The sequence below is a fragment of the Cricetibacter osteomyelitidis genome (assembly GCF_004340985.1).
In the GTDB taxonomy this organism is placed as follows: domain Bacteria; phylum Pseudomonadota; class Gammaproteobacteria; order Enterobacterales; family Pasteurellaceae; genus Cricetibacter; species Cricetibacter osteomyelitidis.
On record NZ_SLYB01000009.1, the window covers coordinates 40,109 to 58,569 of the forward strand.

The window sequence follows — 18,461 nt, forward strand, 5'->3', positions numbered from 1 at the left end:
AAAGTGCGGTTAAAAATGAGCGGGTATTTTAACACAATAAAACACAGAGGTAAAAATTAAAATAACTCTGAATCTATGCTGTTACGAAAAACAAAATCTTGTTTTGTTTGTCATCTAAAAGTTAAATTAATAAAAAATTACCTGTAATAATTCAATGTTCTACAAAAAAGTGCGGTAAAAAACTTTTCGATTTTCTACCGCACTTTGTCAGTGTTGTTAATTAAAATTTATATTCCAATTTACCCATTATGCTATTCTGTTCCGCCCCCTTGCCGGATAAAGCCTGGCGATGATTATAATGCACGCCGACGGTGAACGCAGGCGTTACCGCAACTTCTGCGCCCACTTTATACAACATTGCATTGCCTAAGCGTGATGTGGTGAATTGGTGGGTTTGGGTATCGGTGATTAATACATTGCCACGGTTGCCGCTGTTGTTTTCATACAAGACATCGGCTTTTAACCGCAACATATCACCCTGCCAAGTGAAATGCGTTCCCGCTTGAGTGGTCAATACGTTTTGGTTATCGTTGCGGATATTCCAATTACGTCCGCCTTTGTCTCTTAAATCGGTGTCAAGATATTGATAATTCAACCCTAAAACCGGTGTGACCGTGAATTTGCCAAACGGAATATCATAACCCACACGAGTGAACATTTGCAGGTGTTTACCTTTCACATCCACAATGTCTTTTTTCTCGCCGGTGGAAATATCGCCGCGGTGCCAATGGTATGCCAGCCCCAAATCAAGTGAAAATTTATCCCATTGGTTATGTAATGCTGCCATTAAGGATGTGGTTTTATATTTTGCACTGCTTGAGCCGTCTACGGCTTTCGGGGTAACTTTCTGGCTGCTTAAGCCTGCCCCTAAATGCAATTCGCTATTGGCCGAAACCGGGAAGTAACCGCCAAATAAGGTGCGGTTTTGTTTGGATTTGTAGTCATAGCCATAATTTTGGAAAGATAAATCGCTGCCAAAATTGCTGTTGTTATGTTGTTGAATCACATAGAAACCTTTTTTATCACCAAACCAAGGAGCAATGTTATCCATAAAGCTATTAACCAATCCGTTGCCTTGGTTAAACAATGCCGTATTGGTGGATAACACGGTCGGAATATCAGGCGTTACCGCATAACGAGTCGGATCTGTTGGTTTCGGTGATACATAACGGATATTATTATCCACCGGTGCACCGGATTCCGTCACCAAACGCGTTTGAATACGGTAATCATAAAATGCACTGTCTGTGCCTTGCAGATTATCTGCCGCATTCGCTGCACCCCGTTCTACATTAACTAAGGTCATTGGGTGTACAGTGGCAGCACGTAATACTCCCGGTACTAACCAGAACTGATCTAAACGGCTGACGTTTAAGGCTTGAATTACGGAAATCCCTTCGTCCGCATCATATTTGCCGTTACCGTTAGTATCGGAATTACTGCTGAAATCTCTTCCCCAATAATGGATTGCTAACGGAATACGCTCTGTACTTTCAATTTGTTTTGCCACAATTCTATCGTGTTGCCAATTCGCTACCGGTTCTGCCGTGTTATTCACCATTAAACCAATAGTTGCACCGTCTTTCACGGTTAATTTGTCAAATTTCATTGTGGCAGGTGTATAGTTATTCGCTGTAGCTGTTGGATTTAATATCAGCATTGAGGTATTTTCTAATGTCACATTGGCAATATACCCGGCACCGGTTAGCATAGATCTTGCCCCTAAAGTGACCGCACTTTGGTTGATATTCCCAAGTAAATTGGTGGTACCGCCTTGTAAATTGGTATCGCCGCTGTGATTAAAGGTTCCGACTAAATTCAGTGTACCTTCACCTTGTTTCAACAAACCGCCGGTGCCTTGCGTATTCGCATTTAGTGTGGTCGCATTACCAGTTTCGGTTTTTGTCATAACCAAACCGCTGCGTTCAATAGCCAAGCTGTTCATAGCGGCAGTAGCATTGTGCTCCAATACTAATTTTGCCCCGTTTGCTACACTGGCTTGAGCTATATTATTTTTGCTAGCTGTTCCCAATGTTACCGAACCTTTTTGCACACCTAATTGATTAAGATGACTATTGCCACTCAGCAAAAGATCGCCTCTGTCTTGAGCCGGGTTATAAAACAAGTTCAGTTTGCCGCTTTCATTTCCCACTTGCCCGGCAATTTCATGGTCATCAGAAAGCTGATAGTACAAGGTTGAGGCTTTTTGGGCATTATTGTTAACAATATTGCTATTCAGCTTTTTGGTATATAAGCCGGTATTTTTAGAATCATCACTGAGAGTCAGATCATTACCATATAAATCTAATGTACCGCTGTTTAAACTGATATTTTCTTTCGGTGTGGCATCCCATTTTTTAATGCGTAATGTGCCGTTTTTGTGCACCGATATATTTGCAAAAGCACGATCTTGTGCTGTGGCAGAATTTAATGACAATATGCCTTCTTTCACGGCAACAGTTGCATTACTCATGCCACTACCTTCTTTAACCGCTTCGCCATCACCAATTTTTTCCAGAGACTCATTGCCATTATAAGTGATTACCAAAGGTGCCTCTCGGCGACGATCACTAAAGATTTGATTGTTTTTCCAGAAAAACTCCTGTAAATCAATTGGAAGATACATAATGGTGGTATATTCTGTGGTATTTTCATAGGCAAGACCGATATTACCGTTATTTAGTTCTGCCATTGAGCTATAAACATAGCCGTTGTTATAACGTGTTCCATTTTGTACCGCTACGCCTGAACTTTTAATTTCACGCACTAATTTTACGGTATCCCATTTAATATTGCCGTCTTCTTGAACTTCACCTAAAAATAATTTACCATCTCGACGATATTGATCTCCGCTTGTCCCGGGTTGTGATTGACCGGAGAAAATAATATATTCCTTGCCGTCAATACGTTTGGAATATTTAATCACCGACATTTGTGAATAACCGTGTTTCAAGGCATCAATAGTTTCGGTTTTTGACCACGTATAGCCACCATCTTTGGACGTTGCCATTATTACTCGTTGACTATTATTACGCATAAATAATTTAATATCGCCGTTATCCAATTCCACTAATTGGGATTCGGTTAATTCTTTATTATTACCGCTATTATTATTCAACGTTTGGGAATTTTGTCCTTGTAATTCCGCACGTGTATCATTCGGACTCTGCCCTAAGTTCCAAGTTTTTCCACCATCTTGACTAATAATTAATGCAGAGGATTGTTTGCCGTGCGTATTAAAATAGTAAACCGGAAAAATCAAATTACCGTTTTTGGTTTGAATGCCTACACCCGGCCCGGTGCCGAAAAAACGCATCCAAGATTGTTTCACTTGTGGTGTTAAATCCACCGGTTGTGACCACGTTTTACCGTTATCATCAGAATGGATTAGCCAGAAATAAGAGGTGTGTGTGATGGTGAAAGGAACCTTGGAATTATTACCTTCTTTTTTCAGATAAATATTACCGAGTTTTTCATTGTTGGAACCATAAACATCACCTAAATTATGGAAGTTTCTTGCCGGGTCGCCATTCATATCAACTCGGTAAGTAGTTTTTTGATTATTTTCATCAAACACTTCACCGTTTTCACGTAATGTCCATTGCTTGCCGTCCTTTTTTAATTTGAGATATTGTTTACCGCCAATATTCACGTAACCGCTGCCAGATTCGGTAACACCGTTATCTGTTGGTTGCGACAATCCCGTGCTTTCAGGGAACATATCCACCGCCATAAAAATTCTACCGGTGTTACGGTCTTGTAACATTTGAGAATCCATGGTAAATGCGGAATTACGGTATGTTGCATCTGTTCCCTTACGATGTGCCCAAGGGTTAAAGTTAGCTGCATCCTGCACAATTGGTGAACGTTCACCGTTACGAGAAACTAAATTCAAGATAGTGGTAATATCCCCCCAAGTTTTACCATTATCCTGACTAATACGAATGGCAGAATCAATGTCTCCCCAGTCACCACGATGTTGCCAACGCTTATCCGCTGCGGCAATTAACACACCGTCTTTAGTATTGATAAGAGAAGGAATACGCCAAATCGGTACACCATCACTGCCTTGGTCCTTTAAATCTTGATGAAATAATTTAATTTCCTCTGCCGGATTAGCGCCTAAACTAGCCTTATCCGACTCTGAAACAGCAGCAAATACCACTAATGGTGTAAATAATGCAACTGAAATAGCACAACTCAATAGGTTAAGTTTAAATTTTGATGATTTTTTCATAGTACTCCCCTTTAATATTAAAAATAGACTCAACGACACAGAGCCAAAATTGCATTCAATGTATTTAAATTTCAAAATGAAGTAAAATTATGGAGTTTTATTTCGTGATCTGATTCAAAAAATTTTATTTAAAAAATTAATTTTTTTACATTTTTCTTACAAAATAAGTGCTATTTTTTAACAAAATAAATATCTTAATAATAAATTCATTATCAAATGATAGATGGTTTTCATTTGATATAAATTTATTGTTATTTTTCTGTTTTGTGATTTAAATCACGGTATCTTTCTCAATTTATTATTAGTATTGAAACAATCCTTTAATTTGTCTTAAAACAAGGGGGTCATTATGTGGAAATCTATCTCACAAGTGCTAGCGGATCAGTTCGGTGCATACTATTCGATCAAGAGTAAAACTCAAATTCAAAGTGGTGAAAATCATGAAGCCTGGATTATTGATGATGGTATTCAACCGGTTTTTGTCAAAATTAATGAAAAATCCTACCGCTCTTTATTTCGTGCAGAAGCGGATCAATTAGAATTATTGGCAAAAAGTAACACTGTCACAGTACCGCTGGTGTACGGTGTTGGCGTTTCTCAAAGCCATAGCTTCCTCTTACTAGAATCACTTCCTATGACAGATTATAAACAAGGTGATATGGCTGAATTCGGCCGCAGTATTGCTAAACTTCACCGTTGGGCGAATCAAGATAAATATGGTTTGGATTTCGATACCTGGCTTGGTCGCGTGCATCAACCAAATGAATGGCAATCTAATTGGTCAACTTTCTTTAGTGAAAAACGTATCGGCTGGCAGTTACAGTTATGCAAAGAGAAAGGTATTGAATTTTGTGATATTGCACAAATTGTGCACGCAGTTACCAAACAATTAACCAAACACAACCCCCGACCGTCATTGTTACATGGTAACTTATGGTCGGAAAATTGCAGTACGGTAAACGGTAATATTGTCACCTATGATCCGGCCTGTTACTGGGGCGATCACGAATGCGATTTGGCATTCAGCGAATTATTTGAACCTTTCCCGATAGAATTTTACCAAGGCTATCAGGAAATTTACGCCATTGAAAATGGCTATGAAGATCGTAAGTTAATTTATCAGCTCTATTATTTGCTGAATTTCTGCCATCGTTTTAAAGGGCAATACATAGAATTAACAAAAGCAAGAATTAAGGAAATTCTTCAATAAATGATAATCAATAAAAAATAAGTGCAATTTTCACCGCACTTATTTTTTATTTTTGAATATCAAGGTTGAATTGGTATGATCTTTGTTGCGTGAGAACCTTTATCTCCATGAATCGCTTCAAACTGAACTTTTTGCCCGGCTTTTAATGAGCGATAACCATCCATTTCAATAATTGAATAATGAGCAAAAATATCCACATCACTATTTTCCGCACAAATAAAACCAAATCCTTTGGCATTGTTAAACCATTTTACAACTCCGACTTCCATAGTATCTAACCTCTATTTAAAATTTTTCCGTGATAACGTTGCTAACCATGAACGGACCGATATACACCTTCAGGTTCAATTCTCGGTAATTCTGAAATAAATCTTCATTAAATTCAATGACAAATATTTAAAAATCCAACAGAGATCACAAAAAAAATCGAAATATTTTAAGCTGATACAATTCAGCCGAATTATGATACTACCGGAATTCCGCCCAAATCGGTGCATGATCCGACGGCTTTTCCATGGAGCGAATATCCAAGGCAATGCCGACATCAATACAATTCTCTGCTAATTTTGCATTTGCCAAAATATGATCAATTCGCAATCCACGATTGTCATCAAAGCCTTTAGAGCGATAATCAAACCATGAGAATTTATCGTTAACATTCGGATTAAGTAAACGGAATGTATCCTGTAATCCGAAATCATACAAACGTCGATACCACTCTCTTTCTTCTGGTAAAAACGAACATTTGCCGGTACGCAGCCAACGCTTACAGTTTTCTTCACCGATACCGATATCTAAATCTGTCGGGCTAATATTCATATCACCCATCACGATCACATTTTTGCCCACAAGATCTTTTTCTAAGTATTGCTGTAAATCCGCATAGAATTTTTCTTTTGCCGGAAATTTAGTTTCATGATTACGGCTTTCCCCTTGCGGAAAATAGCCGTTGATCACAGTAACTTCGCCGAATTGGGTATCAAAATCCGCCATAATAATGCGTCTTTGCGCATCTGTTTCATCGGTGGGGAAACCGTTACGCACAGCCTTAGGCTTTTGCTTGGATAATAACGCCACACCATAATGCCCTTTCTGTCCGTAATGAAACACGTGATACCCCAGATTTTCAACTAATTCATAAGGAAAAACTTCATCTGCCACTTTAATTTCCTGCAATCCCAATATATCCGGGCTATATTGTTCGATAATAGCGTTTAATTGGTGTGGGCGAGCTCTCAACCCATTAATATTAAAAGAAATAACTTTCATAAAAAACCTCTTGCTGAAGTAAATGGGAAACATTATAACAGATAAATTGATTTTTGATTTAAATCAAAGAGCAAGCTAAGCTAAATTTATATACTGCATAATCTTAACAAAAGAGTGAATAATTTGATGAATATGCGTACAAACTGGTCTTGCTTAGTCGATAACAATGCAAATCTATCCCAATGGGAGGATAAAGCAGGCATGGAGTATTTGACTGTTTTTACACAAGTTATTCACTATGCTCAGGCTTTGATTCACTCAACTAAAGATAGCCTACATTTCTATTATCATGCCGAAAACGCTGAGTGGCTGCATATTTATTTACAACGCTATCAAGATAGCTTTTGTATTGTGCAGGCTGAACAGGTTTCACTTCCTTTTGAACTCAGTAAACGAGAGTTAGATATTCTGACTTTATTAAGTAGCGGCTTATCCAATGGCGAAATTGCCGAACAACTTCATATTAGCGAACGTACCGTTGCAAAACATATTGAAAATATTTTCACCAAAACAAATACGGAAAATCGTACCGCACTTGCTGTCTTTGCCGTTGTTGAAAATTTATGTTGTTTACCTCTGCCGTGTGTTTTAAAGCATTCTGTATTGAGTGTGTATGAGATTGAAAAAATTGCACATCAATTATTAACCTCCTCTCATTCTACTTTTGCCATAAGACGTAGTAAAAGTCGTCCGATTATCATCGGTGTACCTTATGTAGAAAAAGGAATTGGAAAAATTGATACGCAAGAATTACTCAACGGTTCTTTGCTTGCGGTGAATAAAATTAATCAACAAGGTGGTATTCAAGGGCGAGAAGTGCGGTTAGAAACCGTCGGATTTTGTGTTGATGATAAAGCAAGTATTCGTTCTGCTTATCAACAATTATTTGAGCGTGAAGTGGATGCGATTTCAACCAGTTATGCCTGTTATTCCCCGGAAATTCATGATCTCGTCGCTGGCAGCGGTATGCCTTATTTGCATATTGCCACGCATAGCGATTCAGACAAACGCAATCATAATTTATCAACGTATAAAATCGACAATATTTTTCAAGTGTGTGCCAGCGATACCAATTATGGTGCTGGAGTATTGCGTTTTTTACAAGCATATCAACAACATTATTCACAGTTGATTGCCCATCGGCATTTATTAGTTATTCAGGTCAAATGGCAACGTATTGATATTGGCATTGATAAGTTAATCAGCGATTTAAAAGCCTTACATTGGAAAGTGGATGTGTTAGAACTTGATCAAACCGCGGAAACTTTTCAATATGCAATGAAGCAAATCCACAATCTCAATCCGGCATTAATTGTTTTAGCCTCTTATTTTGCCGAAGATATTGTAAATTTCTATCAAGACTTTTTGCGTGCACCGATTAATGCGATTCTTTATAGCATTTATGCACCGTCTGCCTTTTTACCGCACAATCAGCCATGTGAAGGCGTGTTATGGTCAACGACCAGTGGATTAAGTAACAATTATGCAGGTAAGCAATTCGTCCGGCAATATCAACAATTTTTTGGTTATCAGCCAACCTATTCACAAGCCAGCATTGCCTACGATCAGATCAATATTTTAGCCAATGTCTGGCGTAATAGCGTTTCGCCGCGGATGTTCAAAGACGTATTGAGAGGTATGCGTGCTATGCTTCACCACGGTGTAAACGGTACCTATTACTTTGGCTCTGATTCGCAAATTGGTTTGGCTTATCCGGATAACACAACGGATCTATCTATTAGTCTCCCTCATTTGATTTATCAGGTTCAACAAGGCAAAAGTGCGGTCATTATGCCAGATTTATTTGCTGAAACGACCTTTAAACTTCCGCATTGGTTTAATTTAAAATCCTAAAAACTGATATATATCAAGTTTTCGTCTCTTTTATTTTTATCTACCTCAAAATACGTATTTTTACTTATTGAGCTTTCCTACTTCACAAATACAATAAATCCATACCTAATTATAGGGATTATATATGTTGTATTTAGGGGGAAAGAAACATGTTAAAAATAAAAACGACTTTAATTGCACTGGGGCTGATGGCAGTAGGTGCAAGTGTATTATTTGGAGTACAGTATACAATGAAAGAAACGAGCACTACCGAGTTTTGTGTGAGTTGTCATTCAATGAGCCATCCACAAGCCGAATGGGAAGGCAGTGTCCATTTTTCTAATCGTAAAGGAATTCGTGCAGAATGTGCTGATTGCCATATTCCACATGAAGGCATTGATTATTTAAAAACTAAAGTTATCGCACTAAAAGATATATGGCATACTTTTGTCACAAACAAACTCCCTGATCAGGAAGCCTATGAAACACACCGTTTAGAAATGGCTCAACAAGTATGGGAAGATATGAAAGCCAATGATTCGGCGACTTGTAAATCTTGCCATAGTACCGAAGCAATGGTATTAAGCGAACAATCCGAAGCCGCACAGAAAATGCATACACTGGCACAAGAAACCAATCAAACCTGTATCGATTGTCATAAAGGTATAGTGCATTTTATGCCGGAAATTGAAGTGGATAATGCGGCGGCCGCAGGTGAACTCGCGAAACACGGTGGTGAATTTTCCGCCGGCGATAAAACACTCTATTCTTTGGCGATGACCGCAGTGAAATCACCTATTGGCGGCGAAGTACGTTTAATGCCTTATGCTGAATTAACCCAATGGAAAGAAACTGACGGCAAAGTGACCGCACTTTTAAAAGGCTGGCAACAGGTAGGTGCCGAATCAGTAATATATATGGGTTTAGGCAAACGTATTATGGTGGCATTATTAGGTGATGATATGAAAGATAAAGTGACTGTAGTTCAAACCGTTCACGATGCAGTGACGGATTCTGAATGGAAAGAAATCACCTTAGAAATTAATGCACCGAAAGAGGCTATTACATCAAATATCGCCGCATTAAACAGTTTCGGAAATAACTTGAACCAAACTCATTGTAGCGGCTGTCACGCCCCGATTGGTGCCGATCATTATACCGCAAACCAATGGATTGGTGTTGTAAACTCAATGAAAGATCGTACATCAATGAGCGCTGATGATGTGCGTACGGTGACAATTTTCTTACAACGTAGTGCAAAAGATATGGTGGGTTCATCTCACTAATATAAACCAAAACTAAGACACCGAGCTTATAGCCCTAAGTCGCAAGATATGGACTACAAGCCGAATAAATGGCTGATGTTTAAGCGATTTATTCCAAGGATAGCTGAGAAATTGCCTGTCCTCTCGTATTCAGAAAGGGTCTTTCATTTTAACTTAATAGACGGAGTTTATTATGAAAAAAGACAAAATCGATGTGAAACGTAGAACTTTCTTAAAAAATACCTCACTCGGTGTGGCAGGCACATCATTAAGTGGTGGTACTTTGGGGACATTAATTTCCCCTACTGCGGCCGCCGCTGAAACGAAAACGGTGGTCACCGCAGCGCACTGGGGACCGCTCGGTGTCGTCGTTGAAAATGGCAAAGTAGTGAAATCAGGTCCTGCCATTGAACCTGCCATTGTCAATGAGTTGCAATCCGTGGTTGCCGATCAAGTGCATGGTGAAACCCGTGTGAAATATCCGATGGTACGTAAAGGATATTTGGAAGGTAACAAAGATACCAGCTTACGTGGTCATGACGAATGGGTGCGTGTGTCTTGGGATAAGGCGTTTGATTTGGTACATAATGAAATCAAACGAGTGCGTGATACCTACGGCGTTACAAGTATTTTTGCAGGATCTTATGGTTGGTATAGCTCCGGTGCATTACACGCCTGTAAAACATTATTACAACGCTATATGAATATTACCGGCGGTTTTGTCGGCACAAAGGGCGACTATTCTACCGGTGCAGCACAAGTGATCATGCCGCATGTGCTAGGTACGATTGAAGTCTATGAGCAACAAACCAGCTGGGAAACTATTCTTGAAACGTCAGAATTAGTGGTATTGTGGTCTGCTAATCCGATTACCACAATGCGAATCGCATGGACGTCAACAGACCAAAAAGGATTAGAATATTTCAAAAAATTGAAAGAATCCGGTAAACGCATTATTTGTATCGACCCTGTTCGTAGCGAAAGTTGTGAATATTTGGGTGCTGAGTGGATTCCTGTGAATACCGCAACGGATGTACCGCTCATGTTGGGTATTGCTCATACGCTTGTGGCGGACAACAAACACAACAAAGATTTCTTAAAAAAATACACTACCGGTTATGATAAATTTGAAACCTACTTGTTAGGTAAAGAGGATAATCAACCGAAAGATGCAGCGTGGGCAAGTCAAATTACGGGAGTGCCGGTTGAGGTGATCAAAGCCTTAGCAGCGGACTTCTCCAGTAAACGTACAATGCTAATGGGCGGTTGGGGAATGCAACGTCAACGTCACGGTGAACAAACCCACTGGATGCTGGTAACACTGGCGGCAATGCTCGGACAAATCGGTTTACCGGGCGGTGGATTCGGTTTGAGTTATCACTATTCCAACGGCGGTGTGCCGACTGCAACAGGCGGTATTTTAGGTTCCATTTCCGCTAATCCTTCTGGCGAAGTGGGCGAAAAAACTTGGCTTGATGAAGTATCTAAAGTCTCTTTCCCGCTAGCCCGTATTTCTGATGCCTTATTAAACCCGGGCAAAACAATTCAATATAATGGCGGTGAAATCACTTATCCAGATATTAAATTGATTTATTGGGCGGGCGGTAACCCGTTTGTACACCATCAAGATACCAATACCTCAGTGAAAGCGTGGCAAAAACCTGATACGATTATTGTCAATGAACCCTACTGGACACCAACAGCCCGAATGGCGGACATCGTATTACCAGCCACGACATCTTACGAACGTAACGACTTAACTATGAGTGGCGACTATTCAATGATGAATATTTATCCGATGAAACAAGTGGTTGAACCGCAATATGAAGCGAAAAACGACTACGATATTTTCCGCGAATTGGCAAAACGTGCCGGTGTAGAAGAGCAATTTACCGAAGGTAAATCTGAAATGGATTGGCTCAAAGGCTTCTATCAAACCGCCTTTGATGCGGCTCGTAAGAACCGTGTATTAATGCCGAAATTTGAAAAATTCTGGGAAGAAAACAAACCTTTGACCTTTAATGCTTCAGAAAAAGCAAAAAAATGGGTGCGTTATGAAGAATTCCGTAACGATCCATTGCTTAATCCATTAGGTACGCCATCAGGTAAAATTGAAATTTTCTCTGATGTGGTTGCTAAAATGAATTATGACGATTGCAAAGGTCATCCAACATGGATGGTGCCGGAGGAATACGCAGGCAATGTCACAGCAGAAGCACCATTGGCGTTAGTGACACCACATCCGTATTATCGTTTACACAGCCAATTAGCACAAACTTCATTACGTGAAAAATATGCGGTAAGCGATCGTGAACCCGTCTTAATTCACAAAGAAGATGCGGCAGCTCGAGGTATTGCTGATGGTGATGTGGTACGTATTTTCAACTCTCGCGGACAAGTGCTGGCGGGTGCAGTGGTAACTGATGGCATTATTAAAGGCACTGTCGCATTACACGAAGGTGCTTGGTATGATCCGCACGAGTTAGGCGCAACGGAAAAACCATTATGTAAAAATGGCTGTCCGAACGTATTAACCCGCGATGAAGGCACATCCAAACTGGCACAAGGTAACTCACCAAATACCGCCATTGTCCAAGTGGAAAAATTTGTGGGTGAAGCTCCGGCTGTTACGGTATTTAAAGAACCTAAATATACACAAGCTTAACTTAACAGCATTGACCGCACTCACAAAAAGTGCGGTCATTTTTTTATCTATTTAACATTAAATTAATCTGTTTATATAAAATTTCAAATTTTTTTATAAAAGATCCTATTTTTAGGCGCAATACCAATTTATTTTATGATAATAAAAGTGTATCCTATACCAGTAAGCCTTTTATGCGGATTCATTCTATGGGTTACTTGGAATGAATTGTTTTTTTAATTTAATCCAATAGGTTATAACACAATGTCAAAATTAGTACTTATCCTTAACTGCGGTAGTTCATCTCTAAAATTTGCTATCCTTAATCCTCAATCCGGTGAAGAAAAATTATCCGGTTTAGCCGAAGCGTTTTACTTACCGGAAGCCCGTATTAAGTGGAAATTGCATGGCGAGAAAGGACAAGCCGATTTAGGTGCGGGTGCGGCACATAGTGAAGCATTGAAATTTATGGTAGATAATATCTTCTCTTTAGATCCTGAATTACAAGAAGGTATTGTTGCAATTGGCCACCGTATCGTTCACGGCGGTGAAAAATTTACTTCATCTGTTATTGTAACCGACGAAGTAGTGAAAGGTATTGAAGAAGCAATCCAATTTGCACCGCTTCATAACCCGGCACACTTAATCGGTATTAAAGAAGCGTTTAAAATCTTCCCACATTTAAAAGATAAAAATGTTGTAGTATTTGATACTGCATTCCATCAAACAATGCCTGAAGAAGCCTATTTATACGCATTACCATACTCTTTATACAAAGAACACGGCGTACGTCGTTACGGTGCTCACGGTACCAGCCATTTCTTTGTTAGTCGTGAAGTGGCAAACCGTTTAGGTGTAGCGGAAGACAAAGTTAATGTAATCACCTGCCACTTGGGTAACGGTGGTTCTATAAGTGCGGTTCGTCATGGCAAATGTATTGATACCTCTATGGGTTTAACTCCGTTAGAAGGTTTGGTAATGGGTACGCGTTGTGGTGATATCGACCCGGCTATCGTATTCTATATGCACGATACATTAGGTATGAGCGTGGCGGAAATCAACGAAACTTTAACCAAAAAATCAGGTTTACTTGGTTTGACCGAGATTACCAGCGACTGCCGTTATGCAGAAGACAACTATGAAAAAGAAGTACCGGCAAAACGTGCTTTAGATGTGTACTGCTATCGTTTAGCGAAATACATCGGTTCTTATATGGCTGTCATCGGCGAACGTCTAGATGCAATCGTATTTACCGGCGGTATCGGTGAAAACTCTGCACACGTGCGTGAAATTACGCTAAATCACTTAAAATTATTCGGTTATCAAATTGATAACGAAAAAAACCTTGCAGCACGTTTCGGTAACGAAGGTGTGATTACCGCTGACGGTACACCGATTGCAATGGTTATCCCAACTAATGAAGAATTAGTAATCGCACAAGACACAGCTCGTCTTTGCATTAAATAATAATCGTTAAGCTGCCGATTTATCGGCAGTTTCTTTTTTCATTAAAACAAAAATAAGGTTTATTATGTCTCGTACTATTATTCTTATTCCTGTCAGCACCGGTGTAGGATTAACCAGTGTTAGTCTTGGTTTGATTCATTCATTGGAGCAAAAAGGGGCAAAAGTCGGTTTTATGAAGCCTATTTCCCAACCGATTTCCGGTGAAGATACTCTGGATCGTACCACCTCTATCGTTCGCACAAGCACCACGATTGAAACGGCCGAACCGTTTATGTTAAGTGTAGCGGAATCATTGATCGGTCAAAACCAATCTGACGTATTGTTAGAAAAAATTGTGGAACAGCATCAAACTTTAACAAGAAACAATGATTTAATTGTTGTGGAAGGATTAATTCCAACGCGCAAAAACACTTATGCAACCCGCGTAAACTATGAAATCGCTCAAGCATTGGATGCGGAAATCGTGTTGGTTGCCGCGCCGGCAACAGAAACTCCGGCTGAATTAAAAGAACGCGTAGAAGCAACGGCTTCTGCATTCGGCGGTAAAAATAACCCGAATATTCTCGGCGTATTCATTAATAAATTTAACGCACCGATTGATGAATCAGGTCGTACTCGTCCGGATATGACAGAAATCTTTGATTCATTCCAACATGCACATAGTAACGTTACAGAAGTGAAAAAATTATTCGCAAACAGCCCGATTAAATTACTTGCTTGTGCGGAATGGAAAGCGGATTTAATTGCCACCAGAACCATTGATCTGGCAAAACATTTAGGGGCGGCTATTCTTAACGAAGGCGAAATTCAATCTCGTCGTATTCAAAGCATCACCTTCTGTGCCCGCCATTTACCGAACATGGTAGAACACTTCCGTACCGGCACATTGTTAGTTTCTTCTGCGGATCGTCCGGATGTTATAGTAGCAACAGCATTAGCCTGTGCAAATGGTGTTCAATTAGGCGGATTATTGCTTACCGGCGGTTATAAAGTGGACGCACAAATTAAAAAATTATGTGCACATGCATTCGAAAGCAGCGGTTTACCGATCTTCCGCGTGGAAGGCAATACATGGCAAACTGCGTTAAACTTACAAAGCTTTAACCTCGAAGTGCCGGTAGACGATAAAGAACGTATTGATAATATCAAACAATACATGAGCGACACGTTTGATGCCGACTTCATCGATTCTTTAGTGGCAACTTCAACTCGCGTTCGTCGTTTATCTCCGCCTGCATTTCGTTTCAACTTAACCGAAGCCGCTCGTAATGCGAAAAAACGCATTGTATTACCTGAAGGTGATGAACCACGTACCATAAAAGCTGCCGTACTTTGTGCTGAACGCGGTATCGCAGAATGTATCTTATTGGCAGATCCGAATGAAGTTCAACGCGTTGCGGAAGCACAAGGTGTTCAATTAGGCAAAGGCATTACCGTGATTAACCCTGCGGATGTGCGTGAAGGCTATGTTGCCCGTTTAGTGGAATTACGCAAAGCAAAAGGTATGACTGAAGTGCTTGCCCGCGAACAGTTACTGGATAACGTAGTGCTCGGCACCATGATGTTAGAAGCCGACGAAGTTGACGGTTTAGTATCCGGTGCGGTTCATACCACAGCAAATACGATTCGTCCGCCGATGCAAATCATCAAAACCGCACCGGGCAGCTCGATTGTTTCTTCTATCTTCTTTATGTTATTGCCGGATCAAGTATTAGTGTATGGTGACTGTGCAGTGAACCCAGATCCGAATGCGGAACAATTAGCAGAAATCGCGATTCAATCTGCGGATTCCGCCAAAGCATTCGGTATCGATCCGAAAGTAGCGATGATTTCCTACTCTACCGGCACATCTGGTTCCGGTGCAGATGTAGAGAAAGTGAAAGAAGCGACCCGTATCGCGAAAGAAAAACGCCCGGATCTAGTGATTGACGGACCATTACAATATGATGCGGCGGTAATGGAAGACGTAGCAAAATCCAAAGCACCAAATTCGCCGGTTGCGGGTAAAGCGACCGTCTTCGTGTTCCCGGATTTAAATACCGGTAACACGACCTATAAAGCGGTACAACGTTCTGCAGATTTGGTTTCTATCGGTCCGATGTTACAAGGTATGCGTAAACCGGTAAATGACTTATCGCGCGGTGCGTTAGTTGATGATATTGTTTATACAATTGCATTAACGGCAATTCAAGCGACACAATAAGCCTAAAACGTTGTGATTTTTAACCGCACTTTAAGCCATTAAAGTGCGGTTATTTTTTAGAAAGTTTTAAACACTCAGCATACTAATTTCACCGAATAAAAAAAAGCACCCTGACTCAGGGTGCTACTCGGAAAGCAAAATATATCGGCTATTTAAAAATAGCACTTATTTTTTATGGCGATAGGATAAAGAATTTGTTTGCCATGTGCAAATAAAACAACACAAAAAGTAATGTTATTTTCCAATTTTGTGAGCTACTTCAAACTTTTGCCTAAATTACGCTCTTCCAAAAGCTTGATTTATGTTACAAATTGATAACAGTTATCATCTTTTTCTTGCATTCCGTCACAAATAAGCATAATGTATTAGCAAATTAAATTTATTCGCATTTAAATTAAGAGTCTGTTTGTATGTTCGTCCGTTATCTTTTTATTTTTTTATGTTCCGTTTTATTTATCCACCCCGTGCAAGCAGAAAATTATCAAGCTTGGGTTGAGGATATTGAATCTCGCCTGGATCAGACTGCACTTCTCTACCAACAAAATCAAATTGATGATGCTAAAACCACAGTACAAATGGCTTATTTCGAAGTGTTTGAAAATTTAGAGGGTCCTATCCGTATTAACTTTTCCGCACAAAAAAGCTACCAAATGGAGGCGGCTTTTGGTGAAATACGCAAAATGATTACCGAAGGCAAATCGTTGGCCGATGTACAAACAAAAATTAACGAATTAAAAGCCGAATTACAAGAAGTGTTGCCGACATTAGGGGACGGCCATCAGTTAAATGCGGAAGGTCAGCATGGTGTATATAGTAACAATGAAATTGCCGTGCATTGGCAAAACAGTTTCAAAACTATTGACGATCAATTAGCCCAAGCAATGGCGGATTATCAAGCCGGTAAATTTGCAGAAGCCAAACAAGCCGTGCAAAAAGCACAATATGACGGCTTTAAAAATTCCGAAATGGAAACCTCTATTCGTCAAAATCGTTCCGCATCAATTTCTGCTGAGATTAATCAACAATTTTATGATTTAATTCGTTTAAGCGAACAACCTGATCAAATCACGGCATTAGGCTACCAAATTACGACATTGCTGCAAGATATTGAAGATCAACTGCCGCAATTACCGACCACACGCGAAGATCAAGTCGTTCAAGCAAACACGGCAAGCCCGGCAACTGAAAGTGCGGTAGATAATTCGCAAGATTGGAATGCCGTTACAACAGAAATTAATAATCGTATTCAGCAGGCTATTCAAACCTATCAAAACGGTGATGGTAAAAAAGCAATGATGGCGGTGCAGGATACTTATTTCGATGTATTTGAAAATAGCGGAATGGAAAACAAAATCGGTTCCCGTGATGCTAATTTCAAAACACAATTAGAAGGCTTCTTCACCCGCTTGGTGAGTTTGATTAAAGCCAATGAATCGGTAGATAAGTTACAGGCTCAAGCAAGCGGTTTACAGCAAGGCTTGACACAAGCGGTCACCATGTTGCAAGGTGAAAATCAAAGCGATTGGGGAATGTTCTTATACAGTTTGTTGATCATTCTGCGTGAAGGTTTGGAAGCATTATTGATCGTTGCCGCGATTGTGGCATATATGGTGAAAAACAACCACCAAGATAAACTGCCTGTTATTCGCAATTCCGTTTATGTGGCATTAGGTGCCAGTTTCGTCACTGCATATTTATTCCAACTGGTATTTGAAAATTCCGGTGCTAACCGTGAATTACTGGAAGGCTTTACCATGATTATCGCCGTAATCATGCTGTTCTCCATGAGCTATTGGTTGCTGTCAAAAGTGGAAGCCCAAAACTGGAAACGCTATTTGGAAGGTAAAATGTCTGCTGCGCTGACCACAGGTTCTCTTATCGGATTATGGTTCACCAGCTTCTTGGCGGTCTATCGTGAAGGTGCCGAAACCGTATTATTTTATTACGCCTTAGTCAGCGATGCCCAAAGTGCGGTCAGTTATTTATATCTTTTAGGCGGCTTTACGGTAGGTGTGGTCATTTTGGCCGTCTGCTACTTTATCATGCGTTACACTGTGGTGAAATTACCGCTCAAACCGTTCTTCTTATTTACTGGTAGTTTTATGTATCTAATGGCATTCGTATTTGCCGGTAAGAGCGTATTGGAGCTTATCGAAGGTAAATTATTTGAACCGACGTTACTTAGCGGTGTACCTGAAATTCCATTGCTTGGTATCTACCCTTATGTAGAAACCTTAGTACCTCAATTTATTTTAATCGTCGCTGCGATTTTTGCATTGATTATTATGAAACGTCAAAGTAAAAAAACAGCATAAACTTGTATCATTACCAAA

The 18,461-nt window shown here is 40.0% G+C and carries 10 protein-coding genes and 1 riboswitch; of the genes, 7 read left to right on the forward strand and 3 right to left on the reverse strand.

Annotation, left to right across the window (positions count from 1 at the left end; genetic code table 11):
* Positions 1–220 precede the first annotated feature (220 nt).
* Positions 221–4,237, reverse strand: a complete 4,017-nt coding sequence (locus tag EDC44_RS05900) for an exo-alpha-sialidase (RefSeq protein ID WP_131976332.1) — start codon at positions 4,235–4,237, stop codon at positions 221–223.
* 349 nt (positions 4,238–4,586) lie between these two features.
* Here EDC44_RS05900 and EDC44_RS05905 point away from each other — a divergent pair, with 349 nt between their 5' ends.
* Positions 4,587–5,447 (forward strand): fructosamine kinase family protein, encoded by an 861-nt coding sequence (locus EDC44_RS05905; protein ID WP_131976334.1) that lies wholly within the window; start codon positions 4,587–4,589, stop codon positions 5,445–5,447.
* A 59-nt stretch (positions 5,448–5,506) separates the two neighbouring features.
* On the opposite strand, the gene cspD is transcribed toward EDC44_RS05905, so the two are convergent.
* Both cspD and xthA read right to left on the reverse strand, forming a co-directional pair.
* A complete protein-coding gene (gene cspD, locus EDC44_RS05910; protein ID WP_131976336.1) occupies positions 5,507–5,716 on the reverse strand; it encodes a cold shock domain-containing protein CspD in 210 nt (69 codons plus the stop codon).
* Between the two features lie 199 nt (positions 5,717–5,915).
* The gene (gene xthA, locus EDC44_RS05915) at positions 5,916–6,716 is read right to left on the reverse strand and encodes an exodeoxyribonuclease III (RefSeq protein ID WP_131976338.1); all 801 of its coding nucleotides are present in this window, start codon (positions 6,714–6,716) and stop codon (positions 5,916–5,918) included.
* 126 nt (positions 6,717–6,842) lie between these two features.
* Between xthA and EDC44_RS05920 the strand changes: the two genes are divergently transcribed.
* The 6 genes from EDC44_RS05920 to EDC44_RS05945 all read left to right on the forward strand — a co-directional run bounded on the left by EDC44_RS05920 (position 6,843) and on the right by EDC44_RS05945 (position 18,443).
* Complete coding sequence (locus EDC44_RS05920; protein WP_131976340.1) at positions 6,843–8,570, forward strand: LuxR C-terminal-related transcriptional regulator; 1,728 nt, start codon at positions 6,843–6,845, stop codon at positions 8,568–8,570.
* A 149-nt stretch (positions 8,571–8,719) separates the two neighbouring features.
* On the forward strand, positions 8,720–9,835 hold the full coding sequence (locus EDC44_RS05925) for a NapC/NirT family cytochrome c (RefSeq protein ID WP_131976342.1): 1,116 nt from the start codon (positions 8,720–8,722) through the stop codon (positions 9,833–9,835).
* Between the two features lie 6 nt (positions 9,836–9,841).
* Positions 9,842–9,990: riboswitch (molybdenum cofactor riboswitch) on the forward strand.
* A gap of 17 nt (positions 9,991–10,007) precedes the next feature.
* Positions 10,008–12,479, forward strand: coding sequence for a trimethylamine-N-oxide reductase TorA (gene torA / locus EDC44_RS05930; RefSeq protein ID WP_207896734.1), 2,472 nt, complete (start codon positions 10,008–10,010; stop codon positions 12,477–12,479).
* A 243-nt stretch (positions 12,480–12,722) separates the two neighbouring features.
* Positions 12,723–13,925 carry an acetate kinase gene (locus tag EDC44_RS05935; RefSeq protein ID WP_131976346.1) on the forward strand — a complete coding sequence of 401 codons (1,203 nt, stop codon included), beginning with the start codon at positions 12,723–12,725 and terminating at the stop codon, positions 13,923–13,925.
* 64 nt (positions 13,926–13,989) lie between these two features.
* A complete protein-coding gene (pta, locus tag EDC44_RS05940; protein WP_131976348.1) occupies positions 13,990–16,128 on the forward strand; it encodes a phosphate acetyltransferase in 2,139 nt (712 codons plus the stop codon).
* A 410-nt stretch (positions 16,129–16,538) separates the two neighbouring features.
* Positions 16,539–18,443: an FTR1 family iron permease gene (locus EDC44_RS05945; RefSeq protein WP_131976350.1), complete on the forward strand. Its 1,905-nt coding sequence runs from the start codon at positions 16,539–16,541 to the stop codon at positions 18,441–18,443.
* Positions 18,444–18,461 lie beyond the last annotated feature (18 nt).

What these genes read in the sequence shown, in the direction of transcription:
- torA (WP_207896734.1), top strand. Translation starts at nt 10,008, where the DNA reads ATGAAAAAAGACAAAATCGATGTGAAACGTAGAACTTTCTTAAAAAAT.
- xthA (WP_131976338.1), bottom strand. Translation starts at nt 6,716, where the DNA reads ATGAAAGTTATTTCTTTTAATATTAATGGGTTGAGAGCTCGCCCACAC.
- EDC44_RS05920 (WP_131976340.1), top strand. Translation starts at nt 6,843, where the DNA reads ATGAATATGCGTACAAACTGGTCTTGCTTAGTCGATAACAATGCAAAT.
- EDC44_RS05945 (WP_131976350.1), top strand. Translation starts at nt 16,539, where the DNA reads ATGTTCGTCCGTTATCTTTTTATTTTTTTATGTTCCGTTTTATTTATC.
- EDC44_RS05935 (WP_131976346.1), top strand. Translation starts at nt 12,723, where the DNA reads ATGTCAAAATTAGTACTTATCCTTAACTGCGGTAGTTCATCTCTAAAA.
- pta (WP_131976348.1), top strand. Translation starts at nt 13,990, where the DNA reads ATGTCTCGTACTATTATTCTTATTCCTGTCAGCACCGGTGTAGGATTA.
- cspD (WP_131976336.1), bottom strand. Translation starts at nt 5,716, where the DNA reads ATGGAAGTCGGAGTTGTAAAATGGTTTAACAATGCCAAAGGATTTGGT.
- EDC44_RS05900 (WP_131976332.1), bottom strand. Translation starts at nt 4,237, where the DNA reads ATGAAAAAATCATCAAAATTTAAACTTAACCTATTGAGTTGTGCTATT.
- EDC44_RS05905 (WP_131976334.1), top strand. Translation starts at nt 4,587, where the DNA reads ATGTGGAAATCTATCTCACAAGTGCTAGCGGATCAGTTCGGTGCATAC.
- EDC44_RS05925 (WP_131976342.1), top strand. Translation starts at nt 8,720, where the DNA reads ATGTTAAAAATAAAAACGACTTTAATTGCACTGGGGCTGATGGCAGTA.